Annotated in this window: 23 protein-coding genes; 12 read left to right on the top strand and 11 right to left on the bottom strand. The window is 69.9% G+C overall.

Annotation, left to right across the window (positions count from 1 at the left end; genetic code table 11):
- Positions 1-5: 5 nt before the first annotated feature.
- The 7 genes from QSK35_RS36780 to QSK35_RS36750 all read right to left on the bottom strand — a co-directional run bounded on the left by QSK35_RS36780 (position 6) and on the right by QSK35_RS36750 (position 7696).
- Positions 6-1733 (bottom strand): ABC transporter ATP-binding protein, encoded by a 1728-nt coding sequence (locus tag QSK35_RS36780; protein WP_285752338.1) that lies wholly within the window; start codon positions 1731-1733, stop codon positions 6-8.
- The gene (locus QSK35_RS36775; RefSeq protein WP_285752337.1) at positions 1733-3409 is read right to left on the bottom strand and encodes an ABC transporter ATP-binding protein; all 1677 of its coding nucleotides are present in this window, start codon (positions 3407-3409) and stop codon (positions 1733-1735) included. The genes QSK35_RS36780 and QSK35_RS36775 overlap by 1 nt, the downstream gene beginning before the upstream one ends.
- Before the next feature lie 3 nt (positions 3410-3412).
- Positions 3413-3628, bottom strand: a complete 216-nt coding sequence (locus QSK35_RS36770) for an MbtH family protein (RefSeq protein ID WP_285752336.1) — start codon at positions 3626-3628, stop codon at positions 3413-3415.
- A gap of 35 nt (positions 3629-3663) precedes the next feature.
- Positions 3664-4455 (bottom strand): ABC transporter ATP-binding protein, encoded by a 792-nt coding sequence (locus QSK35_RS36765; protein ID WP_285752335.1) that lies wholly within the window; start codon positions 4453-4455, stop codon positions 3664-3666.
- Positions 4456-4465: 10 nt separating this feature from the next.
- Complete coding sequence (locus QSK35_RS36760) at positions 4466-5515, bottom strand: FecCD family ABC transporter permease (RefSeq protein WP_285752334.1); 1050 nt, start codon at positions 5513-5515, stop codon at positions 4466-4468.
- Positions 5512-6546, bottom strand: a complete 1035-nt coding sequence (locus QSK35_RS36755; protein ID WP_285752333.1) for an iron chelate uptake ABC transporter family permease subunit — start codon at positions 6544-6546, stop codon at positions 5512-5514. Before QSK35_RS36755 ends, QSK35_RS36760 begins: the two co-directional genes overlap by 4 nt.
- Before the next feature lie 85 nt (positions 6547-6631).
- On the bottom strand, positions 6632-7696 hold the full coding sequence (locus QSK35_RS36750) for a cobalamin-independent methionine synthase II family protein (RefSeq protein WP_285752332.1): 1065 nt from the start codon (positions 7694-7696) through the stop codon (positions 6632-6634).
- 365 nt (positions 7697-8061) lie between these two features.
- Here QSK35_RS36750 and QSK35_RS36745 point away from each other — a divergent pair, with 365 nt between their 5' ends.
- The 11 genes from QSK35_RS36745 to QSK35_RS36695 all read left to right on the top strand — a co-directional run bounded on the left by QSK35_RS36745 (position 8062) and on the right by QSK35_RS36695 (position 19806).
- Positions 8062-9573: an NAD(P)-binding domain-containing protein gene (locus tag QSK35_RS36745; protein ID WP_285752331.1), complete on the top strand. Its 1512-nt coding sequence runs from the start codon at positions 8062-8064 to the stop codon at positions 9571-9573.
- Positions 9570-10634, top strand: a complete 1065-nt coding sequence (locus QSK35_RS36740) for an alpha-hydroxy acid oxidase (protein ID WP_285752330.1) — start codon at positions 9570-9572, stop codon at positions 10632-10634. Before QSK35_RS36745 ends, QSK35_RS36740 begins: the two co-directional genes overlap by 4 nt.
- Positions 10634-11848, top strand: coding sequence for a cytochrome P450 family protein (locus QSK35_RS36735; protein ID WP_285752329.1), 1215 nt, complete (start codon positions 10634-10636; stop codon positions 11846-11848). Before QSK35_RS36740 ends, QSK35_RS36735 begins: the two co-directional genes overlap by 1 nt.
- The gene (locus QSK35_RS36730) at positions 11845-13350 is read left to right on the top strand and encodes an MFS transporter (protein WP_285752328.1); all 1506 of its coding nucleotides are present in this window, start codon (positions 11845-11847) and stop codon (positions 13348-13350) included. The genes QSK35_RS36735 and QSK35_RS36730 overlap by 4 nt, the downstream gene beginning before the upstream one ends.
- Position 13351: 1 nt before the next feature.
- Positions 13352-14398, top strand: a complete 1047-nt coding sequence (locus tag QSK35_RS36725; RefSeq protein WP_285752327.1) for a DUF6282 family protein — start codon at positions 13352-13354, stop codon at positions 14396-14398.
- 1 nt (position 14399) lies between these two features.
- Positions 14400-15743: an aldehyde dehydrogenase family protein gene (locus QSK35_RS36720; protein WP_285752326.1), complete on the top strand. Its 1344-nt coding sequence runs from the start codon at positions 14400-14402 to the stop codon at positions 15741-15743.
- Positions 15743-16633: a hypothetical protein gene (locus QSK35_RS36715; protein WP_285752325.1), complete on the top strand. Its 891-nt coding sequence runs from the start codon at positions 15743-15745 to the stop codon at positions 16631-16633. Before QSK35_RS36720 ends, QSK35_RS36715 begins: the two co-directional genes overlap by 1 nt.
- The gene (locus tag QSK35_RS36710) at positions 16630-17739 is read left to right on the top strand and encodes an MFS transporter (RefSeq protein ID WP_285752324.1); all 1110 of its coding nucleotides are present in this window, start codon (positions 16630-16632) and stop codon (positions 17737-17739) included. Before QSK35_RS36715 ends, QSK35_RS36710 begins: the two co-directional genes overlap by 4 nt.
- Before the next feature lie 69 nt (positions 17740-17808).
- Positions 17809-18117, top strand: coding sequence for a hypothetical protein (locus QSK35_RS36705; protein ID WP_285752323.1), 309 nt, complete (start codon positions 17809-17811; stop codon positions 18115-18117).
- Positions 18033-18986 (top strand): RNA polymerase sigma-70 factor, encoded by a 954-nt coding sequence (locus QSK35_RS36700; protein WP_502881767.1) that lies wholly within the window; start codon positions 18033-18035, stop codon positions 18984-18986. Before QSK35_RS36705 ends, QSK35_RS36700 begins: the two co-directional genes overlap by 85 nt.
- A 79-nt stretch (positions 18987-19065) precedes the next feature.
- Positions 19066-19806: an SDR family oxidoreductase gene (locus tag QSK35_RS36695; protein WP_285752322.1), complete on the top strand. Its 741-nt coding sequence runs from the start codon at positions 19066-19068 to the stop codon at positions 19804-19806.
- Positions 19807-19811: 5 nt separating this feature from the next.
- On the opposite strand, the gene QSK35_RS36690 is transcribed toward QSK35_RS36695, so the two are convergent.
- The 3 genes from QSK35_RS36690 to QSK35_RS36680 all read right to left on the bottom strand — a co-directional run bounded on the left by QSK35_RS36690 (position 19812) and on the right by QSK35_RS36680 (position 23190).
- On the bottom strand, positions 19812-21263 hold the full coding sequence (locus QSK35_RS36690) for an alpha/beta hydrolase (RefSeq protein ID WP_285752321.1): 1452 nt from the start codon (positions 21261-21263) through the stop codon (positions 19812-19814).
- Between the two features lie 72 nt (positions 21264-21335).
- Complete coding sequence (locus QSK35_RS36685; protein ID WP_285752320.1) at positions 21336-21974, bottom strand: maleylpyruvate isomerase N-terminal domain-containing protein; 639 nt, start codon at positions 21972-21974, stop codon at positions 21336-21338.
- 10 nt (positions 21975-21984) lie between these two features.
- Positions 21985-23190 carry an MFS transporter gene (locus QSK35_RS36680; protein WP_285752319.1) on the bottom strand — a complete coding sequence of 402 codons (1206 nt, stop codon included), beginning with the start codon at positions 23188-23190 and terminating at the stop codon, positions 21985-21987.
- Between the two features lie 19 nt (positions 23191-23209).
- Here QSK35_RS36680 and QSK35_RS36675 point away from each other — a divergent pair, with 19 nt between their 5' ends.
- Entirely contained in the window at positions 23210-23566 is a 357-nt protein-coding gene (locus QSK35_RS36675) for an ArsR/SmtB family transcription factor (protein WP_285752318.1), read from the top strand.
- Between the two features lie 203 nt (positions 23567-23769).
- On the opposite strand, the gene QSK35_RS36670 is transcribed toward QSK35_RS36675, so the two are convergent.
- The coding region (locus tag QSK35_RS36670) for an HNH endonuclease signature motif containing protein (RefSeq protein WP_285752317.1) at positions 23770-24278 on the bottom strand (509 nt) is incomplete at its 5' end.

The raw sequence follows: 24278 nt of genomic DNA, 5'->3' as shown, positions 1-24278 counted from the left end.
TTAGGTTAGCCTACCCTTTGTTGATCGGAAAGCGTGTCCCACGACGCCCACAGCTGCGCGTACCGGCCACCGGCGTCCACCAGCTCCGCGTGCGTGCCCTCCTCGACGATCCGGCCGTGTTCCAGCACGATGACCCGATCCGCTTGCGCCGCCTGGGTAAGCCGGTGCGCCACTACGAGCGTCGTGCGGCCACGGGTCGCCGCCGCGGCCGACTCCTCCAGTGCCCTGGCACCGAGGCTGCCCGCCTCCGCGGTCGCCTCGTCGAGGATCGCCACCGCCGGGTCGAGCAGCACCAACCGCGCCAGCGCGAGCTGTTGCGCCTGGGCGGAGGTCAGGTCGTGCCCACCCTCGCCGACGACGGTGTCCAGCCCCTCGGGCAGCCCCTCGACCCACTCCAGCGCGCCAACAGTCGCGAGCGCACTCGAGACCTCCTCGCGCGTCGCACCAGGTTTCGCCAGACGGAGGTCCTCCAAAAGCGGTCCCGCGAACACGTGAACCTCTTGACTGACAATGGCAACGCGGTCGTGCACCACGACATCACCGCTGTACGCCCGCAGGTTTCCGGCGGCGATGGCGGCGACGGTCGTCTTGCCCGCGCCGGTGGATCCGACGACGGCGACCCGCTCCCCCGGTTCGATCCGCAGGCTCACCCCGTGCAGCACGTCGGTCGTGCCGTCGTAGCTGAACCGCACGTTCTTCAGTTCCAACGACGAGTCCACGTTGTTCCGAACGGTGGCGCGTTCCGGTTCGGGCATCGTGATCACCCCGACCAGCCGGGCGAGGCTCGCCCCGGCCGCCTGCGCCTCGTCGAACGTGTAGAGCAGCGACGCGATCGGCGCGAACAGCCGCAGGAACAACACCGCGGCGGCCGAGATCTGCCCCACCGTCGCCGAACCGTCGCGCACCAGCAGGAAGCCGACCGCGAGAATCGAGGCCAGGCCACAGAACTCGGCGAGGTTGACCCGCCCGACGAACCGCGTGAACAACGTGAACACCCGCACCGACACGTCCCGCGACCGCGCCGACGCGACGTCGATCCGGCCCAGGTGCAGCTCTTCGACGCGGTAGGCGTGCACCGTGCGGACGCCCTGCATGCTCTCCACCATCAGCTGCGACCGGTCGGCGATCGCCTCTCGCTGCTCGGCATAACCGGGCGCCGCGCGGCGCAGGTACCACCGCAGCGCCACGACGTAGATCGGTACGGCGACCAGTCCGGTGAGTCCGAGCCGCCAGTCCAGCGCAGTCAGCCCGCCCAGGCTCAGCACGCCGAGCAGGAACGACGCGAGCATCGTCGGGATGATGTCGGAGACGGCCTTGTCGACCGCGGCGACGTCCGCACTCACCCGCGACAGCAGGTCACCCTTGCCGACGCGTTCCAAAGTCGTCGACGGGAGCAGCAACGCCCGCGCCACCGTCGACTCGCGGGCTACCGCCAGCACGCGGCCGCCGAGGCGTCCGAGCAGGAAGGTGAACAGGCCCGAGGCCAGACCGCCAAGGACTGCGCTCACCACGATGACGATCGAGATCGGCACCAGGGTTGACGCCGGTGCTTGCTCGCGCACTCGGTCGATCAGCACGCCGAGTGCGTCGACCGGGACGACCAAAGCGGCCGCGCCGATCAGGCCGACGAGGAGGGTGACGGTGAGCTCGGCGGGTCGGCGGGTGACTTCGCGCCAGAGCCAGGACCAGGCGCGCGCGCCGCTGGCGACGGGAAGTTTGTCCACAGTAGACATCAGCGAAGCACCGCCCTGCGGTAGTCCTCGGACGTGGCAACGAGTTCCCCAGGCGTGCCCTCGGCGACCACTCGTCCCCCATCCAGCAGGACCACGCGGTCCGCCGCCGCCAGCAACACCGGACTGCTGGTGATCACCACGGTCGTCAGATCCCGCCGAAACTCCCGAATCCCTTGCGCGATGGCGTGTTCGGTCACCGCATCCACCGCCGTGGTCGGGTCCCGCAACACCAGAATCGGCGGTTCCGCCAGCAACGCCCGCGCGAGCGCGATCCGTTGCCGCTGCCCACCGGACAGACTCGCACCCCGCTCGGTCACCTGATGCTCCAAGCCGTGCAACGAAACCACCTGGTCCGCCGCCGAAGCGACCAGCGCCCCAGCCAGTTCCCGAGAACAACCGTCCGGCAACAGGTTGTCCCGCAACGTCCCGCTGAACAGATCGGTGTGGTGCGGCTCGACCAGCACCACCCCGCGAGCCTCGATCGCGTCCAACCGTTGTCCGTCCAACGAAACCGAGCCGGCGTAGTCGGAAGGCCCGACCCGCACCGCCAGCACCCGGCCGAGCGCGTCACCGTCCTCCGCCTGCTGCGCGACGACCCCGAGGAACTCACCTGGCCGCACGGTCAGGTCGAGCCCACGCAACGACGCGTACTCCAGCGAATCCAACGTAAGCCCGGCACCACCGAAACAAGCACCCGAGGACGGCAGAAGAACCGGCGAACTCAACACGGAAGCAACCCGGTCCGCGGAGGCCCGCGCCTCTGCCACCCAGGAAGGGATGATCGCCAGCAGGCTGAACGGCTCGATCAGCACCTGGGCCATCCCGATCACGATGATGCACTCGCCGACGCTGATCCGGCCGCGCAGCGCGAACCAGCAGGCCAGCAACGCGATACCGCACGCCAGCAACGCCGACAATGTGCTGGACGCGGCCTTGTAGGCACCTTGGGTCCGGGCGGCGTGCACGGCCGCGTCGAGCGAGTGCCTGCTGACGACGTGGTACCGCCGGCGCGCGGCCTCCTCGGCCCGGATACCGCGCAACGGACGCAGGCCGCTCACGAGATCCGTGGCCAGGGCGGTGGCCTCGCCGGCGCGTTCCTGCTGCACGGCCACGCGCTTGGTGATCAGCGGAGAGCTGAACTGCAGCACCAGCAACACGACCGGCGTGCCGATGAGCACGGCGAGTCCCAGCGGGACGTCGATCACGAGCAGGGTGACCGCGCCGATCACGGCCATGGTCACCGAGCCCGCCACCCGCGGCACGTAGTCCAGGACGTACGAGGTCTGGTCGGTGTCGTTGGTGGACACCGACAGCAGCTCACCGGTGCGCCGGTCGGTGCGGATGCCGCGCGGGTCGAGGACCTTCGCGGTGACCTCGCCCCGCAGCAGGTGGCCCTCCTCGGCGATGGCGAGCATCAGCTGGCGCGCGCCGAGCCGGTAGTTGATGCCCTGCACCAGGATCAGCAGACCGAGTGCGCCGATCCCCAACAGCAGGAACAGCACGTCGCCGCCGGCGATCACCCGGTCGATCAGGAAGCCGACCAGGATCGGCACGAGCGCCTCGTACCCGTTGAACAGGCAGATCAGCACCGACCCGAGCGTGAGCCGCCGGGCGTTGCGGGTGATCGTGCGCAGCAGAATGGCCGATCCCGCACGGGATCGTGTCGGCGAGCGCATGCGTCAGTGCGCGGCCATGTGGTCGCGCAGGCTCTTGGGCCGCAGGTCGACCCAGTTCTGCTCGACGTAGTCCAGGCACTCCTGCCTCGACTTGGCCTCGAGGACGATGCGCCAGCCCTCGGGCACGGCGGCGAAGGTGGGCCACAACGAGTGCTGTTCCTCGTCGTTCACCAGCACGTGGAACGTGCCGTTCTCGTCGTCGAACGGGTTGCTGGACACCCTGTCTCCTCCACCACGACACCGATAAGGTTAGGCTAACCTATCAGAGCCGTGGCGCGGGGGATCACCATCGGTGTTCCCGTCTCGGGGTCCGGGATGATCCGGCTGCGCAGGCCGAACACGGCCGCGACCAGCTCGGCGGTGACGATCTCGCCGGGCTCGCCTTCGGCGACGATCGCGCCGTCCTTCATCACGATCACGTGGTCGGCGTAGCGGCACGCCTGGTTGAGGTCGTGCAGCACCGCGACCATCGTCGTGCCCTGGTCCCGGTTGAGCCGGCGGCACAGGTCGAGCAGCTCGATCTGGTGCGCGATGTCGAGGAACGTCGTGGGCTCGTCGAGCAGCACGATCGGCGTCTCCTGAGCCAGCACCATCGCGACCCACACCCGCTGCCGCTGCCCGCCCGACAGCGTGTCGACCTGCCGCCCGGAGAGCTCCGCGACCCCGGTCACCGTCAGGGCGGTCGCGACCGCGGCCTCGTCGGCGGGTGACCACTGCCGGATCAGCTTCTGGTGCGGAAACCGGCCCCGCGCAACGAGTTCCGCGACGGTGATGCCCTCCGGCGCGATCGACGACTGCGGCAGCAGCCCCAGCCTGCGCGCCACGTCCTTCGCCGGTTGGGCGTGGATGTCCTTGCCGTCCAACAGCACCAGGCCCTCGCTGGGCCGCAGCAACCGCGCCAGCGCGCGCAGCAACGTGGACTTGCCGCACGCGTTCGGCCCGATGATCACCGTGAACCGGCCGTCCGGCACGGTCACGCTGAGCCGCTCGCTGATCGGGCGGCGTCCATACCCGACCGTGATGTCGTCGGCCCGCAACCTGTTCACAAAGAACTCCTCACGACATCCGCGCCTGGCGCACGAGCAGCCAGACCAGGTACGCGCCACCGAACGACACGGTGATCACGCCGACCGGCAGCTGCGTCGGCATGAACAACCGCTGGGCCAGCCAGTCGCTGACCGCCAGCAGCACCGCACCGGTCGTCGCCGACGCGGTCAACGAGATCCCGGCCGACCGCACCAGCCACCGCCCCACCTGCGGCGCCGCGAGCGCGACGAACGCGATCGGCCCGGCGGTCGCGGTCGCGGCGGCACCCAGGGCCACGCCGACCACGAGGTAGCCGGCCCGCGCCTGCTCCACCCCGACGCCGAGCGCGGCGGCCGCGTCGTCGCCCAGCTCGAGCATCCGCAGCCGCGGCCCCATTCCGATGAGGACCGCACCCAGCAGGCCGATCACGACGAGCGCCGGCCACACCTGGTCCCAGCCGAGTTTGTTGAGGCTGCCCTGGTACCAGGTCGCGGCCGCGAGTGCCGCGCTGAGCCGGAACTTCATGATGAACCACTGGTTGACCGACGCGAGCACCGCGCTGATCGCGATGCCCACGATGATCAACCGGAAACCCTGCACCCCGCGCCGGTACGCGAACAGGTACACCGCCGCCGCGGTCGCCAGTCCCCCGACCAGCGCGCCGGCCACCTTCTCCGGATACCCGGTGCCGATCGCAGCCATGGACACGAGAACGCCGCTGTACGCGCCGACGTTGAACCCGATCACGTCGGGACTGCCCAGCGGGTTCTTCGTCAACGCCTGGAAAATCCCGCCGCTCAGCCCAAGGGCCGCGCCGAGGATCAACGCCAGCAGGATCCGCGGCAGCCGCCACTGCACCACGACGAGCCGCACGGCCCGCGGCCCGTCACCGCCCAGCGCGGCCAGCACCTCGTCCGTGCTGACCTCGAACTCGCCGGTCGTCAGCCCCAGCCACACGGCCACCGCCGCGATACCGATCAGCAGCGCGGCAACCACCAGCGGCCGCACGCCCAGCCGCAGCGACAGCACGGATCCCATGCGCAGCACCAGAACGCGATGCCCGAAGTCCACCTTGTTCATGGAGCGACCGCCTTCGTGCGGCGCACCAGCCAGATCAGCACGGGCGCGCCGGCGAACGCGGTGACGATCCCGACGGCGAGCTCGGCCTGAGGCAGCACGAGCCGGCCGGCGATGTCCGCGCACAGCATCAGAATCGGGCCGCACACCATGGTGAACGCGAGGATCCATCGCTGGTCCGGCCCCACCAGCCAGCGCACCGCGTGCGGCACCATCAGCCCGACGAACCCGATCGGCCCGGCCGCCGCCGTCGCCGCACCGGCGAGCAGCGTCACCGACAGCACGGACAGCAGCCGCGTCCGGATCACGTTGGCGCCGAGCGAACGCGCCAGGTCGTCGCCCAGCGCGACCGCGTTCAACGACCGCGCCACCAGCAGCGCGAGCACCAGCCCGGCCCCGACGAACGGCGCGATCGCCACCGCGATGCCCATCGGCCGGCCGGAGAGCGCTCCCGCGTCCCAGAACCGCAGATAGTCGAACGCGCGCGGCCGGACCAGCCGGATCCCGGACGACACGCCTTCCATCACCGCGCCGAGCGCGATGCCGGCGAGGGTCAGCCGGATCGGCGTGCCACCGCCGCGGCCGACCGAGCCCAGCGCGTAGACGGCCGTGCCGGCCACCGCGACGCCGAGGAAGGCGAACCACAGGTAGGACCAGATGCCGGTCAGCCCGAGGGTGCCGATGGCGAACACCACGAACAGCCCGGCCCCGGCGTTGAGCCCGAGCACCTGGGTGTCGGCGAGCGGGTTGCGGGTCACCGCCTGGATGACCGCACCGGACACGCCCAGCGCCGCGCCGGTGAGCAGCCCGAGCACGGTCCGCGGGATGCGCTGTTCGGTGATGATGTTGTGGTCGTAAGCGCCGGTGTTGCGCCACAAGGCGTTCCACACCGTGGCGAGGTCGATGTCCTTCGCGCCGAACACGAGGCTCAGGGCGCAGACCACCACGAGCAGCGCCACGCAGCCCAGCAGCCACCAGCCGCGGCGCGCGTTGGTCGCGGCGACGGCACGCGCGCCCTCCTCGACCACCGCCACCGGCGGTACCTCGCATTCCTCGATGATCCGACCGAACGAAGGATAGGCTAACCAACATCCGGTCGGACCCGAGCAATGTGGTGATCTAGACGCCCAGCTGTTCAGCCGCCAGCAGGGTCCCCTCCACCCGTGCGGCGATCTTCGCGAACGCCGTGTCACGCGAGGTCGACGTGTCGTCGGCGAACGGGGAGAACCCGCAGTCGTCGCACGTGCCCAGCCGGTCGACCGGCACGTATTCGGCCGCCTCGAGCACCCGGTCGCGGACCTCCTCGGGCGTCTCCACCCGCGGGTCGATCGGGTCGATCACGCCGACGAACACCCGCTGGTGGTCCTGGGAGTAGTCCCGGATGATCTCCAGCACCCGCCGCCGGTCCGGCTCGCTGGCGAGCTGGACGTAGAAGTTGCCCGCGTTCAGCCGGAAGAGCTCGGGCAGCAGCTCGGCGTAGTCGATGTCGAGACTGTGCGTCGAGTCGAGGTCGCCGCCGGGGCAGGTGTGCACGCCGATCCGCGCGCGTTCCTCGTCGGAGAACCTGTCCAGGACGGTGTTGTTCAGCGCGACGAAGTCGCGCAGCACGCCTTTCGACGGGTCGAGCTTGAGCGACAGCCGCCCCTCGGTGAAGTCCAGCTGCACCGAGTGCGCGCCGGCGTCGAGGCTGCTGCGGATGTCCCGCTCGCTCTCGTTGATCAGGTCTTCCAGGAACTGCTCGCGCGGGTACCCGTCGACACCGCCGGGCGGGTACAGCAGGCTCAGCGCCGAGGGCGCGATCACCGGCTGTTTCACCGGCAGGTCGGTGTGCTGCCGTGCGGCGTTCAGGTACCGGGCGGCGTAGGTCGCGTAGCGGAACGGTCCACTTGCGAGGGTGGGCAGCTGACGGGTGTGGCCGTCCTCGAACGGGATGGTGACGCCACCCTCCCCCAGGTTCGCCGAGCCGCTGATCGGATAGGTCACGAAGCTGGGTTTGCCCTGTTCGCCGTCGGTGACGACCGGCGACCCGGTCTCCGCGAACCGCTTCAGCGTGTCGGCGATCGCGTCGGACACCTGTGCGGCGAGTCCGTCGTCGCCGATGCGCCCGGCCGCGTGGTCCCCCAGGGCCGTGAGCAGCGACGCGGGCCGGGGAATGCTACCGATCGGTTCGGTCGGAATCGTCATTGAATCCTCCTGCTCGACAGCAGAAACACAGAAATCCCGAATTGCGTTAATTCGCCGGAGATCTCGTCTCGGAAACTAGCACTCACCGATGAATCTGCAGAACCGGAACCACTCGGATGGCCGCGCTCTCGCCACCATCAGTGCACTCCGTCCCATATGGCAGGTTCATACACACGAACGGACGAGGCATTTAGTAACGAAAACTGTCGCCAGGCTGTCGCAACCGGCCGAACGTCGTCTTTCCCTGATGCGCATGCGAGAACAGATTGCTCTGCGCGCAGTAGTTCAAATCCGAACCACCGGTAATACGCTCGAATTCGATTTCATTTCCGGGCACCCCATTTCGTCGTGATCAAGGGAGCCGCATGGACTACTTGGTGATCGGAGCGGGACCGGCCGGTCTGCAGCTCGGCTACTACCTGGAGAAGGCGGGGCGCGACTACCTCGTCCTGGAGGCCGCGGACACGCCGGGCGCCTTCTACACAACGTTTCCCCGGCACCGCAGGATGATCTCGATCAACAAGCCGAACACCGGGTGGACCGACCCCGAGCTCAACCTGCGCATGGACTGGAACTCGCTGCTCAGCGACGATCCGGACCTGCTCTTCACGAAGTACACCGACGAGTACTTCCCGCACGCGGACGTCTATGTGCGCTATCTCGCCGACTTCGCGCGACGCGTGCGGGTGCGGTGCGGCAGCCGGGTGACCGAGGTGGCGAGGCCGGACCCAGCGGGCCCGTTCCGGGTGACGACCGCGGATGGTGAGGTGTTCGAGGCGAAGCGGGTCGTCGTCGCGACGGGACCGAGCAAGCCTTACGTACCAAGCATCCCCGGCGTCGAGACGACCGAGTTCTACCACGACGTCACGCTGGACGCCGACGACTTCACCGCCCAGCGCGTGCTGATCATCGGCAAGGGCAACTCGGCGTTCGAGACCGCCGACCACATCGTGCCGAAGGCCGCGCTCATCCACGTGCTCGGGCCGAGCTCGCTGAAGTTCGCCTGGCGCACCCACTTCATCGGCCACCTGCGCGCGGTGAACAACAACTTCCTGGACACCTACCAGCTCAAGTCGCAGAACCTGGTGCTGGACGCCACTGTCGACCGCATCGTCCGCACGGACAACGGATACGACGTCACGCTCACCTACGCGCGGCGGCCCAAGACGGTCACCCTGTCCTACGACCGCGTGATCACCTGCACCGGCTTCCAGATGGACGCCTCGATCTTCGCGGACAGCGCGCGGCCACAGCGGACGATCAACGACCGGTTCCCCGAGCTCACCGCGCACTGGGAGTCCGTCTCGGTGCCGGACCTGTACTTCGCGGGCACGCTCACGCAGTCGCGCGACTTCAAGAAGTACACCAGCGCGTTCATCCACGGCTTCCGCTACGGGATCCGCGCGCTGCACAAGGTTCTGGAGCAGCGGTACGAGGGCGTGCCGTGGCCACGCCGGAGCATCGAGCCGGACGAGGTGGCCGACGCCCTGCTGGCCCGGCTCAACCGCAGCTCGGCGTTGTGGCAGCAGTACGGGTACCTCAGCGACCTGGTGGTGTTCCGCGACGGCCGCGCCGAGCACTTCGAGGAGATACCGCTCGACCTCGTGCCCGAGTTCGTCGACGGGTCGGCGCTCGCCGTCTCGCTGGAGTACGGCCGGGCGCACAAGGTGATCGACCCGTTCGACGTCGACGCGGGCCGCGAGTGGGAGGCCGACCCGGCTCACGAGAGTCCTTACGTGCACCCGGTCGTGCGGCACTACCGCGATGGCGAGCTGGTGTCCGTGACACATCTGCCGGAGCACGTGGACAACGACTGGACCGACGAAGTCGAGCACCGCAAACCCATCGTGGAACTCGTGGCAGAGGCGGTGAAATGAACGGTCCGGTCAATGTCCGCGAGTTCGAGGCACTGGCGCGCGCCGCGCTCGACCCGGTCCGGCACGACTACTTCGCCAGCGGCGCACAGGACGAGATCACGTTGCGCGCCAACGAGGAGGCGTTCCGGCGGCTCGAGCTGGTGCCACGGATCCTGCGCGGCGCCGGTGAGCCCCGGCTCGACGTCACCGTGCTCGGCTGCCACACCTCGATGCCGATCCTGTTGGCGCCCACGGCGTTCCACCGGCTCGCGCACGCCGACGGCGAGCTGGCCACCGCACGGGCGGCGGCCACCCAGGGCGTGATCATGATCGCCGCGATGCTGTCCACGGTGCCGATCGAGGACATCGCGGCCGAGTCCCGCAAGACGGCCGCCGACCTCGAACCGAACCTGTGGTTCCAGCTGTACCTGCAGCCCGACCTCGGGTTCACCGAAGCGATCGTGCGCCGGGCGGAGGCCGCCGGGTGCCGGGCGATCGTGCTCACCTGCGACTCCCCCGCGCTGGGCCGCAACGAGCGCAACGACCGCAACGACTTCCATCAGCTGCCGGACGGGATGAAGTGCCCGAACCTGCGCGAGCAGGACGGCGAGGTGCGCAACGTCGTGCTGTCGCCGGCGATCTCGTGGCAGCACGTCGAGTGGTTGCGCAAGATCACGCCGCTGCCGATCGTGCTCAAAGGCGTGCTGCACCACGCCGACGCGCGGCTCGCGGTCGAGCACGGGGTGGACGCGCTGATCGTGTCCAACCACGGCGGCCGCCAGCTCGACACCACGCCCGCCACCATCGGGCAGCTGCCGTTCATCGCGGAGGAGGTCGACGGCCGGATCCCCATCCTGCTCGACGGCGGCGTCCGCCGCGGCACCGACGTGGTGAAGGCGCTGGCACTGGGCGCGGCGGCCGTCGCCGTGGGCCGCCCGGTCGTCTGGGGTCTCGCCGCCGACGGCGAAGCGGGCGTCTCGCGCGTCCTGGAGCTGCTGCGCACCGAGCTGGCCAACGCGCTGACGCTGTGCGGCTGCGACTCCCCCGCCGCGGCGAAGTCCGAGCTGATCCAGGTGACGTGATGCTGACCCGGCTGCGCAACAAGATCTTCGAGCGGGTCAACGGCACCGAAGGCGTGCGCATCCCCGGCGACCTCGTCGGCGTCGAGCACTTCCACAAGCTCTACGCACACCCCGCCGCCACCGGGCGCAGCCGGGGCGCCGGACTGTCGGACCTGTTCTGGTACTGGCTCGCGCCCGGACCCGAGGTCCACCAGGAGCACCTCGAACCGGGATTCCGCTACGACGAGGTCGCCCGCTGCACCCGGCGGTTCCTCGCGAAACCGTTACGGGACAGCGAGAAGCTCGCCGCCGAGGTCGCCGGGCGCGTGCTGGACGAACACCCGGTCCGGTTACGCCTGGTCCGGTTGCGCGACGAGATGATGCCGATCTGGGCCGAGTTCTACTACGAGCTCGTGTTCGGCACACCGTGCCCGCGGCGCGCCCGCGACCTCATCGTCGCCAACGCCGAGGACGTCGTCGGCTCGCTCAAGTGCACGCGGCTGCGGCACATGGACCGCAGGCGGGCGCTCACGTCGTACCTGCGCGGCCGGAACCCGGTCGTGCCGCTGCCCGCGTCGCTGACCCCGGACGAGCAGGTGTTCTGGTTGCAGGGCACGTTCTTCAACACGGCGGTCGTGCAGTCGTCCGAGGCGATGGCGCACCTGCTGCTGGCCCTGGCGCAGCAGCCCGACACCCAACGCCGGGTGCGTGACGAGCCGGAACTGCTGGACGAGGTGATCTCCGAGACGATGTGGCGCTGGCCGCTGTTCGGCATCGCCCACCGGATCACGTCCGCCGAGATCAAGGTCGACGAGGGGGTCACGCTGCCGGCCGGGTCGGTGCTGCTGTTCGACTACGTGGCGTTCCAGTCGGCGTCGCGCCAGAACCACATCCCGTTCGGCGTCACCGCGAACCGGCCCTGTCCCGCCAAGGGCATCGTCCCGCCGACGATGCGTGCGGTGGCCCGCGAGGTGCTCGCCCGATACGAGCTCAGCTCGACCGCCGCGCACGAACGCCCGCTCCCCAACCGCGGGCCGTGCCTGCTCCAGCCACGCGACGCCGTGCGGCCGGCCCGCATGGCACTCGCGTACCTGCGGGTGCGCGACCGCTTCGAGGACCTGACGCGCGGGATCGTGCAGCTCGTGCTGGGCACCGCGATGGTCCTGCACGCCCGCAAACTCCGGCTCGCGGAACGGTACTTCGAGACCCACGACTCCCAAGGGCGGCCACTGTGAGAAGACACGCGTTCTGGATCGGCTCGGTCCTCGTGCTGGCCGGAGTGTTCCTGCACGTGCCCAGCTATCTGATGTCGGCCGAGCACAACTTCCGCATGGCGCACATGGACATGGGGCTCGCCATGTCGCTCGGCATGGTGCTGCTCGTAGTGGGCACGGGGATCGCGGTGTGGGGTCTGCTGCCACCTCGCGCGGTCCGAACAACAACAGGGCTGCGGTTCGGGGCCCTGGACGAGGCACCGCTCAGCCGGGCACACAAGCTGCTCGTGCTGGTGCTGTTCGTCGCGCTGGTGATCGACACGATGAAACCGGCGTCGCTCGGGTTCACCGTGCCCGGCATGGCCGCCGAGTACGGGCTGACGAAGCCGCAGGTCGCGATGTTCCCGTTCGTGGCGTTGTGCGGCACGGTCGCCGGCTCGATCCTGTGGGGCTATCTCGGCGACGTCATCGGGCGCCGGGCCACGATCCTGTTGTCCGCCCTGATGTACGTGGGCACGGCGGTGTGCGGGTTCATGCCGTCGTTCGGCTGGAACATGGTGATGTGCTTCGCCATGGGCCTGTCCGCGGGCGGCCTGCTCCCGATCGTCTACGCGCTCATGTCCGAGACCATGCCCGCGAAGCACCGCGGCTGGCTGCTGGTGCTGCAGAGCGGGCTCGGCGCGGCCGCCGGCTACCTCGTGGCGTCCGGTGCGGCCACGCTGCTGGTCCCGTTGTTCAGCTGGCGCTCGCTGTGGCTGCTGGGGCTGCCGACCGGGTTGCTGCTGATCGTGCTCAGCCGGTGGATTCCCGAGTCGCCCCGGTTCCTCATCGCGAACGGGCGCGACGAGGAGGCCGCCGTCGTGATGGCGCGGTACGGCGTGCGAGCCGTCCCCGCGGACGCACCGGTCGCCCTCGAGGAAAACGGATCGCGCGTCCGGACGTTGCTCGGTGACGCCTACCGGCTGCGCACGGTCGGCATCCTCAGCTACGGCCTGGGCTGGGGCATCATCAACTGGGGCTTCGTGACGTTCCTGCCGATCTTCCTGGAGGAGTCCGGGGTCAAGGCGAGCCGGATGCTGTTCATCGCCTCGCTGCTGGCCCTGCCCGCGACGGCGGTCGCCGCATGGCTGTACGCGCGGTGGAGCAGCAGAGGTTCGATGCTGGTGTACTGCGCGGGATCGGCGGCGTCGCTCGTGCTGTTCGCCGTGGTGGGCGCGCAGAGCGGGTGGCTCTTCATCGCACTGGTCAGCGGGCTGCTGGCGTGTTTCACCGGCATGGTCGCGATGCTCTCCCCCTACGCCGCCGAGGTGTACCCGACCTCGTTGCGCGCCACCGGCAGCGGGTTCGCCGCCGCCTCGACCAAGGCGGGCGGGCTGCTCGGCCCGGTCCTCGTCACCACCGCACCCGCACTCGAGTCCGTGGCGCTGATCTGTGCCGCACCCGCCGCGATCGCCGCGTTCGTCCTGTGGCGCACGGGGATGGAGACGACCGGCAAACCACTCGTGGAGGCCTCCGTTGGATGAGATGGACGAACAAGAGGAGTACTTGGCGGAGTTCCGTCTGCGCCGCAAGAACAATGCGCCGCACGACCGGTTCCTGTCGTCCTACAAGGCCCGCATGGGCTATCGCGGCGAGGTGCTCGTGCCACCCGCGGTGTACGGCGTCGAGGGTGCGGTCGACATCCACTGCCACGCCCACGAGGGCCAGCAGGACGGGCTCGCGATCGCCCAGCTCGCCTCGGCCAGCGGGGTCAAGGGCCTGCTGATGAAGAGCATCGTGTGGCGCGGCAAGCACGACGGTCCGCTCGCGGCCGTCCGCGACGTCGACCAGAAGCTGCGGAAGTGGTGCGACGAGACCGGCATCGAGCCGACCCGGCTGTGGTCCGGGTGGATCGCCACCGACACGATGGGTCTTTCCGTCGACGAGCAGGCACGCAAGCAGCTCGATGCCGGGATCAACGCGATCTGGATGCCGGTGTTCCGCAGCGCCAACACGCTGAGCAAGGTCGGCGGCATGAGCGCGTGGTGGGGCGAGGAGCCCAACGTGTGGGCCGACCCGCTGCCGTGGGAGAAGGCCCTGAAGGTCGGCCACTACACGCTCGACGAGCGCGGCAGGCTCAAACCGGAGTACCGCGAGGTCTTCCGGATGGCCGCCGACCACGACGTGATGATCTCGTTCGCGCACGCCACGCACGCTGAGATCTGGGAGATGGCCGACGCGGTGCGGACGTTCGGCATCACCAAGGCCGTGGTGGACCACCCGTTCAGCCCGTTCCTCGACCTGTCACTGGAGGAGATGCGCGAGCTGACCTCGGCGGGCATCTACATGAACTTCACCTACGACGAGATCTCACCGTTGCTCGGCGTGGACCCGGCCGAGATGTGCCTCACCATTCAGGCACTCGGCACCCACCACGTGACGCTGTCCAGCGACGCGGGCGAGCCGCTGTTCCCGAACACCGTCGAGGCGTTGCGGCTGCTGCGGGCGCACATGCGAGCGTTCGGGCTCACCGACGACGAGGTGCACGAGACCAGCTCGGTCAACCCGTCGCGGATCATGGGAGTCGACTGAGATGCTCGCCGTCGAGAACCCCGCGACCGGCCAGGTGTTCGACCACGTGCCCGACCAGGGACCGCCCGATGTGGACGCCGCGGTACGCGTGGCCACCGCCGCGTGGACGTCCTGGCGGTCCACCGACCGGACGCCCTTCCTGCAGGCGTGTGCGGCGGCCATCACCACCGGCCTCGCGCGGATGCTGACGCTCGAACAGGGCAAGCCACTGCGCGAGGCCGAGGCGGAGCTGACCCGGGCCAAGGCCCGCTTCCAGTACTTCGCCGACCTGGTCGTCGAACCGCTGGTGCTCACCGACAACGAGCACGAACGCATCGAGGTGCGCAGGCGGCCGCTCGGCCCGGTCGCCGCGATCACGCCGTGGAACTTTCCCGTGCAGCTGGCCATCGCGAAGATCGCGCCCGCGCTCGCGGCCGGGAACACGGTGGTGCTCAAGCCGTCACCGCACACCCCGCTCACCACCCTCCACATCGGACGATTGTTCGCCGAGGTCCTGCCGCCCGGCGTGCTGACCGTGCTCACCGGCGGCGACGACCTCGGCAGGCACCTGGTCGCACACCCCGGCATCCGGAAGGTCAACTTCACCGGCTCGGTCGACACCGGCAGCGAGGTGGCGTCCGTCGCGGCTCGCGACCTGAAGCGGCTCACCCTGGAGCTCGGCGGCAACGATCCCGCGATCGTGCTGCCGGACGCCGACGTGGCCGCGATCGCGGACAAGCTGTTCTGGAGCGTCTTCGCCAACTGCGGGCAGATCTGCATGTCGGTCAAGCGGGTCTACGCCGTGAGCGACGTCCACGACGCGCTGGTGGAGGCGTTGACCGAACGGGCGAAACAGGTCGTCGTCGGCGACGGGCTCGACCCCGCCACGCACATCGGCCCGGTCAACAACCGGCCACAGCTGCGCCGGGTGACCGAACTGGTCGAGCAGGCCGGGCAGCACGGCGCCCGTGTCCTCACCGGCGGCCCGGTCGACCGGCCGGGCAACTTCTTCGCCCCGGCCATCCTCACCGAGGCCCGCAACGGGATGCGGATCGTCGACGAGGAGCAGTTCGGCCCGGCCCTTCCGATCGTCCGTTGTTCCACTGTGGACGAAGCTGTCGACCTGGCGAACGACACGTCGTTCGGGCTGTGCGGCTCGGTGTGGGGCACCGACCTCGACCAGGCGGCCGACGTCGCCGGCCGGCTCGAATGCGGCACCGCGTGGGTCAACGAGCACATGCGGATGGACTTCGGCGAGCCGTTCGCCGGATCCAAGTCCAGCGGGCTCGGCGTCTCCGGCGGCCGCTGGGGCATCGAAGGCAACACCGACCCGTTCGTCGTTCATCTCCCCGCAGGACGGCACTGATGGCACACCAGGTCGAGACACCCACCAACACCCGCAGGATCGTGGTCATCAGCGCGGTTCTCGGTTTCCTCCTCACCACAATCTGGTCCGCGCAGTTCGTCGACACCACGATCGGCGGCAACGTCGCCGGCGCGATGCTCGGCCACGACCCGAAGCAGCCGATCACCGGGATCGCCGCCGGTGTGTTCTTCGCCTTCGCGTCGGGCCTCGCGGGCACGTTCACCGGCTGCAACGTCGCGGTGTTCGGCGCCATGGCACCGATGCTCGGCGGCGAGGGCGGCCGGTGGCGGCGGCTGATGGCGACGCTGGACCCGTTGAAATGGCTGGCCGCGGGCATGGTGGCCGTGTCGGCGGCCTACGGCGTGGTCGTCAGCCTCGTCGGCACGCGCATGCCGCAGTTCAACGCGGACCGGGCGCCGCTCGGGGAACTGACCGCCCGCAACATCCAGTCCATGGTCGTGTTCGGGATCATCGGGGTGTCGCTGACCTATCTTGGGCTCGCGCAACTGGGCCTGGTGCGCGACCCGTTCGCACGGCTTCCGCGGGCCCGTCTGGTGTTCCTCGGCGCGTTGATCGGCGGGTTCTTGATCGGCCGACCGTGGCCGTTGTTCCGCCAGCTCTTCCGCGCCGCGGCCGAGAGCGGCAACCCCTTGTATGGCGCCTTTGCGTTCGTGCTGCAGTCGGTCGGCAACATCCTCGTCATGGCGTTGCTGCTGCTCCTGCTCAACGTCGCGGGCGGCAGGCTGCGTGGGTGGCTGGCCGCGCGGGCGTTGCCGATCACCGCGGGCGCGCTCATCCTGACCGGCGTCTTCACGATCTTCTACTGGGACGTGCGCATGCTGCAGTTCCGCGGCGTCATCCCCTGGTACCCGCTGGCGCCCTGGACGTGACCCGGTTGCTGGTCCTCGCCGCCTCGACGCTCGGGGTGATGGCGGGGACGGCGATCGTCCCGGTGATCGTCCTGCTGCGCACGGACCTGCGGGTCGGTTCCGGCGCAGCGGGCATCGCCGTCACGGTGCACGCGCTCGCCGTGGCGGCCGCGGCTCCGCTCGCCGGCCGGGCGATCGATCGCTGGGGCGTGCGCCGACCGTTCGCCTTGGGCCTACTCGGTTATGGCCTGGCCGGTGGCGCCGGCCTGGTCGTCGACTCCTACCCGTGGCTGATCTTCGTGCGTGTGCTGTTCGGGCTCAGCCTCGCGTTCGTGTTCACCGGCGCCACTGTCGCACTGGTCGCGTGCTGGTCCGGTGCACTTCGCGACCGGATGATGGGCCTGCGCGGCACCGCGACCATGGCGGGCGGCGTGGTGTTCCCCCTGCTCGGCGGCGCGCTCGGCGAGCTGTCCTGGCACGCGCCGTTCGCCCTGTATCTGGTGGCGCTGCCGCTCGCGGTGATCGCCATGGTCGTGCTGCCGGACACCCGCCCGTCCATTGTTCCGCCTCGCGAACGGGCGCCGATGTCGTTGTACCTGTTGCTGTTCCTCAACAACGTGCTGCTCTATGCGATCGCGGTGCTGTTGCCGCAACGGCTCGGCGGGCTCGGCCCGTTCGCGATCTCCTGGTATCCCATGGCTCTCGCGCTCGCGGGCGGGTTGGCCGGGCTGCTGTTCGCTCGGGTGCGGGCCCGGTTCCGTGACGTCTTGGTGCTGCGGGGTTGTTTGGCGCTGTGGACGCTCGCGTTCGTCGTGCTCGGCGTCGCGTCCGATCCCCGGCTGCTCTTCGGCGGCCCGATACTCTTCGGGCTGGGCATGGGCATCGCGTTCCCCCTGGCCACTTCCCTGATCGGCGAGGCCGTGTCTCCCGCCGCGCGCGGCCGTGCCCTGGCCGGTGCCGCGAGCGCGAGCTTCCTCGGCCAGTTCGCCGCACCGGTGCTGCTGGCGCCGGTTGTGGTGGCCACGTCGGTCGCCGCCGCCTTCATCGTCCTGGCGGGTTTGCTTTTCGTGACGGCACTTGGGTGGCCACGCCGAGATGCTTCTTTTCGGTCAACACTGAAGTTATAGAGAGCAGTATTCTGACGCGCCACGCGGATGAGCCGCGTCCGGCCCGGTCCTCCTGGTTGAATCGGGTTCATGACGTCCGCCCTGCAGGAAGCCCTCGCCGAACCCGCAGCGCAGGCACGAGCCCGGTTCGCGGGCCGGCTCAACGGTTATCTCGACGGCTCGGACGTGGTGCACGCCGTGCGGATGCAGGCGTGGCTCGGCCTGGAGGTGCCGGGTCCCGGCTGCCACGTCGGCACCGGCAGCTGGGACTTCACCCGGTTCAAGGCGACCACGTCACCGGTGAGCTGCGGCCGTTGCCGCTCGGCCGGGTTGCTCACCAGCTCGTTCACCGGCGGGCCGCACCAGCAGACCCTCGACCTCGAGGGCCTGACCTGGTAGCCGACGAGCTCGGCCGCGCCGCCGCCGAGTTCGCGGCCCTGCGCCCGAGGCTGTTCGGGATCGCCTACCGCATGCTGGGCAGCGCGCAGGACGCCGAGGACCTCGTGCAGGACCTCTGGGCGCGCTGGCAGGTGGTCGATCGGTCCACTGTGGACAAACCGGAGGCGTACCTGTCGACCGCGATCACGCGGATGGCCATCAACGTGAGCCAGAGCGCGCGGGCGCGGCACGAGACCTACGCGGGACCGTGGCTGCCGGAACCGGTGGACACGTCCGCGGATCCGCAGCTGGGTGCCGAGCGTGGTGCGGTGCTGGAGCTGGCCGTGCTGCTGTTGCTGGAACGGCTGACCCCGGCGGAACGGGCCGCGTACGTGCTGCGGGAGGCGTTCGACTACCCGTACGAGCAGATCGCCGAGATCGTGCGAACCAGCGAGGTCGCGAGCCGGCAGCTGGTCAGCCGGGCCCGCAAGCGGCTCGCCGGGGAACGCCGCGCGCCGGTCGACGCGGCCGAGCAGCGGCGGTTGCTGACCGCGTTCGTGGCCGCGGCCCAGGCCGGTGACCTCGCCGCGCTGGAGGAGCTGTTCAGCGCGGACGTGGTGAGCTACTCCGACGGTGGCGGTGTGGTGCGCGCCGCGCGGGTGCCGTTGGTGGGCGCGCTCACCGTGGCGAAGGTCGTCCGGGCGTACTCGGCGAGCTTCTGGACGGGTGCCGAGGTGACGTTCGCCTCGGTCAACGGGCAGGTTGCGGCGGTGCTGCGACGCGACGGCGAGGTCTTCGGGGTGGTGACGGTGACCGCGTCGGCATCCGGCATCGACCAGGTGTTGTGGCAGCTGAACCCCGCGAAGCTCGGCTCCATCCGATGTGGGTGATGTGTGCTGTCACAGATCGGCGTTCTGTCTTGTCCTAGCTGACGACCCGCTCCGCGTGGGGCGGCTGACGATGGGACTGATGATGAGGATCGTGGTTGTCGGCGGCACCGGTCTGATCGGCTCGCAGGTGGTGACGCGGCTGCGCGAACACGGCCACGACGCCGTGCCCGCCTCGCCGGCGAGCGGTGTCGACACCCTCACCGGCGAGGGCTTGAAAGAGGTGCTCGTGGGTGCGGACGTGTTGGTCGATGTGTCGAACTCGCCGTCGTTCGCCGACGACGACGTCATGTCGTTCTTCCGCACGGCGACGTCGAATCTGGTCGCGGCAGGCACCGACGCCGGGGTCGGTCACTTCGTCGCGTTGTCGGTGGTGGGCGCCGACCGGTTGCCGGACTCCGGGTACCTGCGGGCGAAGGTGGTGCAGGAGAACCTGATCGAGGAGGGCGGGCTGCCGTACTCGCTCGTCCGCGCCACCCAGTTCCTGGAGTTCGCGGGCGCGGTCGCCGACTCGGCCACGTCCGGCGGCACAGTGCGGCTGCCCGACGCGGGGGTGCGGCCGATCGCGGCCGAGGAGGTCGCCGCCTTCGTCGCGCGGACCGCGGCGGGTTCACCGCTCGGTGGCACGCTCGAGGTGGCCGGGCCCGACGTCCTGGGCATGGCGACGTGGGTCCGGACCGTGCTCACCGCGCGGGCCGACGAACGTGAGGTGATCGCCGACCCGCGGGCGCCGTACTTCGGGACACTGCTGGAGCAGGACTCGTTGCTGCCCGGCGAGGGTGCCGAGCTGGGCCGCATCGGTCTGCGGGACTGGCTGGCGTAACCGCGTCAGTCCGCGCAGACGGTGCCCTCGGCCGGTGGGGTGCCGTCCAGGAGGTACGCCGTGATCTTGTCCGCGACGCACTTCTCGCTCTGGAAGTACCCGGTGTGCCCCTCACCGCGGTAGGTGAGCAGGTGACCGTTGCGCAGGATCCTCGCCAGCGCCACGGAGTCCTCGTACGGGGTGTCCGGGTCGCCGGTGTTGCCCACGACCAGGATCGGCGGCGTGCCGGGTGCGTGGAACGGTCCGGCGAACCGGGACCTTGACCGCACCGGCCACTGGGTGCAGCCCGTGGCGTGCGCGTGGTCGTAGCTCGGCACCGCGTACGCCAGCGCCGGTCCGGTCAGCGGGGCCGCGTCCGACGCGATCCGCAGGCGGGCCTGCAGCTGGTACGCGGGGAACGCCCGGTCCGCGCACTCGACCGAGGTGTTGGCCGCGAGGTAGTCCGCAGCCGGCACTTCAAGTAGCTCACCTGTCCGGAGCTGCGCGTCGGCGAGCCCCTGTGCGATGTAGGGCCAGGCGTACTTCCCACCGCCCAAAGAGGACATGACGTTGTAGGTGACCGTGGCGCCGTTGCCCACGAACCCGCCGGAAGCGTCGCGGACCGGGTCGGCGTCCAAATCCTTCTGCAGCTTGACGAACGCCGAGCGCGGGTCGCGCGCACCGAACGAGCACTTGTCGGTGGTGGCCTTGCACCAGTCGAAGAACCGGCCCAGCGCGGCCTCCACGGCCTTGAACTGGCCGAGGTCGTACTCGTACGGCCGGTTCGCGTAGGTCTGCGGGTTGTACGCGCCGTCCAGAGCGAGCACGCGGATGTTCTTCGGGAACAGGTTCGCGTACACCGTGCCGATGTACGTGCCGAACGAGAAGCCGAGGTAGTTCAGCTTGCTGTCGCCGACCGCGCGACGCAGCAGGTCCATGTCGCGGGCGACGTACTCGGTGCCGACGAACGGCAGGATCCGGGCGCTCGCCCGGCCGCAGGCGTCGGCGAACTCCTTGCCCTGCCGCACCGCGCGGTCGAACGAGTCCTTGGTGGGCCGGCTGGTCGCCTGCGACCACGCCTGCGCGTACTCGGTCTGCGACTGGCAGGCGAGCGGTTCGCTGCGCTTGACACCTCGTGGATCGAAGCCGATGAGGTCGAACCGGGCCGCGAGCTCCGGCGGTCCCCACTTGGCGAAGCCACGGACCAGCCAGTCCGTACCGCCGCCGGGACCGCCAGGGTTCAGGAACAGGGAGCCGATCCGCCGGGCTGGATCGGTGGCCGGCTTGCGAGTCAGCCCGAGCGTGATCTTCTCCCCACCGGGACGGCGGTAGTCGAGCGGCATCTCGGCCTTCGCGCACTGGAACCCGTCGGCGCAGTCCGTCCACGTCAGCGTCGGAACCGGCACCTGAGCCGCGCTCGCAGGCGTGCCGGTCCCAAGTAGACCGGCGGTGAGCACGGCTGTGAGCAACTTGGACATGGCCTCCCCCTCTCGATCGCCGGGAACGCTCTCACGTGGCGAACTGAGATACAGGAGCCGGAAGTAGCGCTTTCAGCCGAGCACGATCGGGATCTTCACGTCCGACTCGGAGTCGGTCGCCGCACGCCTTCCAGTGCCGACCAGCAGCACGTCCTCGTCGGACCACGAAGCGGGGAACGCGGCCCCGGCGATCTGCTCGAGCATCGCGCGGGACCGGGCGAGGCACTCGGCGGGCGGTCCGGCCACGCCCGGCAGGTGCTCGATCAGGTCGAGGTGGTGCAGGGTCCACTCCAGGACGTACGCGGAGAGATAGTCGCCCGCGGTGAGCACCATGTCCTGGGTGCTCACGCGCAGGGCGGGGTCGGCGAGGGCGGCGGCACGACCGGCGGCGGAACCGACGTCGTCGAGGTGGAACTTCAGCAGCGCCGGATCCTCGTAGGCGGCGGCGAGCCGGACGATCAGCGCGTCGAGCGGGTCGTCGCCGGTGGGCGGGGTGCCGGACACCTTCCAGTAGGTCACGGCGTCGTGGGTCGGTTCCGACTCGGCCGGGGTCACCAGCGTGATCAGCACGTCCTGCGCGTCGATCACCAGGTGGCACACCAGGTCCCGCACCAGCCACCCGGCGCAGCCGGACGGTTCGGCGAAGGCGTCGTCCGGAAGCTCCGCGACCGCCGCGCGCAACGCGGCCCACGACCGTGAGAAGAGATCCACCATTCGCAAGCTAGCGGCGGCCGGCCGGTACCGCGACGGATTTCGCGGTGTCCGAAACCCACACCCGCCTCGCGATCATCAACGCCCCGGCAGCAATCACGCCGAGCACGGCGAACGCGGTCGTCATGCTCGCGGCACTGGCAAGCCACCCCGCGAGCGGATAACAGACCAGCCAGCAGGTGTGCGACAACGCGAAGTCCGCGGCGAACACCGCGGCCCGGTCGTCCGGCGAGGCCGAGCGGCGCAGCAGCCGGGCTCCGGGAGTGAGTGCGAACGTGCACGCGGCGCCGATCAGCGTCCACAGCACGAGCAGCATCGGCCATGTCCCAGCGACCATCGTGCCGGTGAACAGCAGGACCACCAGTGCGGCGACGGCCCGGACCACGACGACGCGATCGGGCACCCGATCCAGCAGCCGCGGCAACACCACCGCGGCCGCCAGTGACCCGATCCCGTTGGCGCCCAACGCGATCGCCACATCCGGCGCGTCGCGGTGCAGCACGTCGCGGACGTAGCCGACGGTGTTGACCAGCACCATGGAACCGGCGGCCGCGGCGGCGAGATGCGCGGCGAGCAGGCCGCGCAGCCGTGGCGTCGCTAGGTAGATCCGGATTCCCCGCGTCGTCGCTGGGCGCGGGGCCGGGGTGTTGCGCGGCAGCAGCACCGAGACCACAAGCAGGGCGGAGGCGGCGAACCCGGCGGCGGTGCCGAGGAACAGGTCGTGGAAGCCCAGCACGGTCAGCGCCGCGGCGGCGAGCGCCGGGCTCAGCAGCCCCTCGAGGTCGTAGGCCATCCGCGACAACGTGAGCGCCCTGGTGTAGTCGCGCTCGTCGGTCAGCACGTCCGGGATGGTCGCCTGGAAGAGCGGGGTGAATGCGGCCGATGCGGCCTGCAACAGGAAGATCAGGACGTAGATCTGCCAGACCTCGCCGGCCCACGGCAGTGCCACGGCCACCCCGGCCCGCACGAGGTCGAGCGCCACGAGGACGGCCCGTCGAGACAGCCCGCCGAGCAGCGCGGCCGCGATCGGGGCGACCGTCACGTACGCGACCATCTTGATCGCCAGCGCGGTGCCGAGCACGGCACCCGCGCGCGGTCCGGCGAGCTCGTACGCCAGCAGGCCCAGCGCGACGGTCGCCAGCCCGGAGCCGGTCAGAGCGATGACCTGCGCTCCGAACAGATGCCGGTAGGTCCGGCCGTGCAGTACGGCGAGCATGGTGGCACTATATGTGCACATGTACGCACGCGACGACGTTGCAACAACGCAAGACTGGCAACAGCTACCCTCTGGCGCCCACGTCGAGGCCGCCGTCGACGGGTTCCGGATGCTCGCCGACGCGACCCGGTTGCGCGTGTTGTGGCTGTTGTGCGGCCAGGAGTACGACGTGACGACGGTCGCGCACGCGGTCGGGATCGCCCGGCCCGCGGTGTCCCAGCACCTGGCCAAGCTGCGGCTCGCGGGACTGGTGTCGGTCCGCCGCGACGGCAGACGGTCCCTCTACCGCGCCCGCGGCGGACACGTCCGGCGACTGCTGCTGGAGGCCGTCCACGCGGCGGATCACCGCCTGACCGGGCAACCCGACCACGACTAAGTAATCTCACGCGGCTGCGCCGCGACACGTTGGCATTTTCGCGCGGCCACGGCGCTAGGGCGCCGCGTCCGCGCGAAAATGCCAACGTACCGAGGTCTGTGGTTGGCTGCCGTCGTGCCCCAGACACCGCCCAGACTTGCGTAATTTTGGTGCGGTTGCCAGCGTGGCTGGGGTGTGTGGCCCGAGTTTCGTTGTTTGTTTTTTTAGAATGGCGGATCGGTCGGGAAGCCGGCCAGGACCGGTTCCGGTTCGCGGACGTACACCTTTCCCGACGGGGCCTTGAAGATGAAGCGTCCGGGGATCGGCTGGGTGACCGCCCAGTTGCTCTTGTGCTTGAGCCGATGATGGTGCTTGCAGAACGGGCACAGGTTGCACGCAGCCGTGGGGCCGTCGGGGTAGGGCACGGTGTGGTCGAGTTCGCAGCGTTGCGCGGGCATCATGCAGCCCGGCTGGCGGCAGGTCTGATCGCGCGCCCAGAGGAACCGGCGTAGATGCTCCGGCGGCCGGTAGGTGCTGGTGCCGACATCCAGCAGCATGCCGGACTGCGGGTCAGTGAGCAGTCGCCGCCAGGTCGAGTCGCCCGCGAGCTCGCGGGCGAGTTCGGCGCTGATCGGGCCGTAGCCCTGCAGTTCGCCGGGGTGATCATCCAGGCCCATCAGAGTCGTCGAGGAGACGGTGACGTTGAGGTTGACCTTCACGCTCGACGTCTGGT

The organism is Lentzea sp. NBRC 105346, from assembly GCF_030269605.1.
GTDB lineage: Bacteria > Actinomycetota > Actinomycetes > Mycobacteriales > Pseudonocardiaceae > Lentzea.
The sequence above is the reverse complement of the archived record's forward strand: the minus strand, read 5'-3'. Positions and strand labels throughout refer to the sequence as shown.

Excerpts from the sequence above, each read along its gene's own strand:
- QSK35_RS36780 (WP_285752338.1), bottom strand. The coding sequence starts at position 1,733 with ATGTCTACTGTGGACAAACTTCCCGTCGCCAGCGGCGCGCGCGCCTGG.
- QSK35_RS36775 (WP_285752337.1), bottom strand. The coding sequence starts at position 3,409 with ATGCGCTCGCCGACACGATCCCGTGCGGGATCGGCCATTCTGCTGCGC.
- QSK35_RS36760 (WP_285752334.1), bottom strand. The coding sequence starts at position 5,515 with ATGAACAAGGTGGACTTCGGGCATCGCGTTCTGGTGCTGCGCATGGGA.
- QSK35_RS36750 (WP_285752332.1), bottom strand. The coding sequence starts at position 7,696 with ATGACGATTCCGACCGAACCGATCGGTAGCATTCCCCGGCCCGCGTCG.
- QSK35_RS36745 (WP_285752331.1), top strand. The coding sequence starts at position 8,062 with ATGGACTACTTGGTGATCGGAGCGGGACCGGCCGGTCTGCAGCTCGGC.
- QSK35_RS36740 (WP_285752330.1), top strand. The coding sequence starts at position 9,570 with ATGAACGGTCCGGTCAATGTCCGCGAGTTCGAGGCACTGGCGCGCGCC.
- QSK35_RS36735 (WP_285752329.1), top strand. The coding sequence starts at position 10,634 with ATGCTGACCCGGCTGCGCAACAAGATCTTCGAGCGGGTCAACGGCACC.
- QSK35_RS36725 (WP_285752327.1), top strand. The coding sequence starts at position 13,352 with ATGGACGAACAAGAGGAGTACTTGGCGGAGTTCCGTCTGCGCCGCAAG.
- QSK35_RS36720 (WP_285752326.1), top strand. The coding sequence starts at position 14,400 with ATGCTCGCCGTCGAGAACCCCGCGACCGGCCAGGTGTTCGACCACGTG.
- QSK35_RS36715 (WP_285752325.1), top strand. The coding sequence starts at position 15,743 with ATGGCACACCAGGTCGAGACACCCACCAACACCCGCAGGATCGTGGTC.
- QSK35_RS36705 (WP_285752323.1), top strand. The coding sequence starts at position 17,809 with ATGACGTCCGCCCTGCAGGAAGCCCTCGCCGAACCCGCAGCGCAGGCA.
- QSK35_RS36695 (WP_285752322.1), top strand. The coding sequence starts at position 19,066 with ATGATGAGGATCGTGGTTGTCGGCGGCACCGGTCTGATCGGCTCGCAG.
- QSK35_RS36690 (WP_285752321.1), bottom strand. The coding sequence starts at position 21,263 with ATGTCCAAGTTGCTCACAGCCGTGCTCACCGCCGGTCTACTTGGGACC.
- QSK35_RS36680 (WP_285752319.1), bottom strand. The coding sequence starts at position 23,190 with ATGCTCGCCGTACTGCACGGCCGGACCTACCGGCATCTGTTCGGAGCG.
- QSK35_RS36675 (WP_285752318.1), top strand. The coding sequence starts at position 23,210 with ATGTACGCACGCGACGACGTTGCAACAACGCAAGACTGGCAACAGCTA.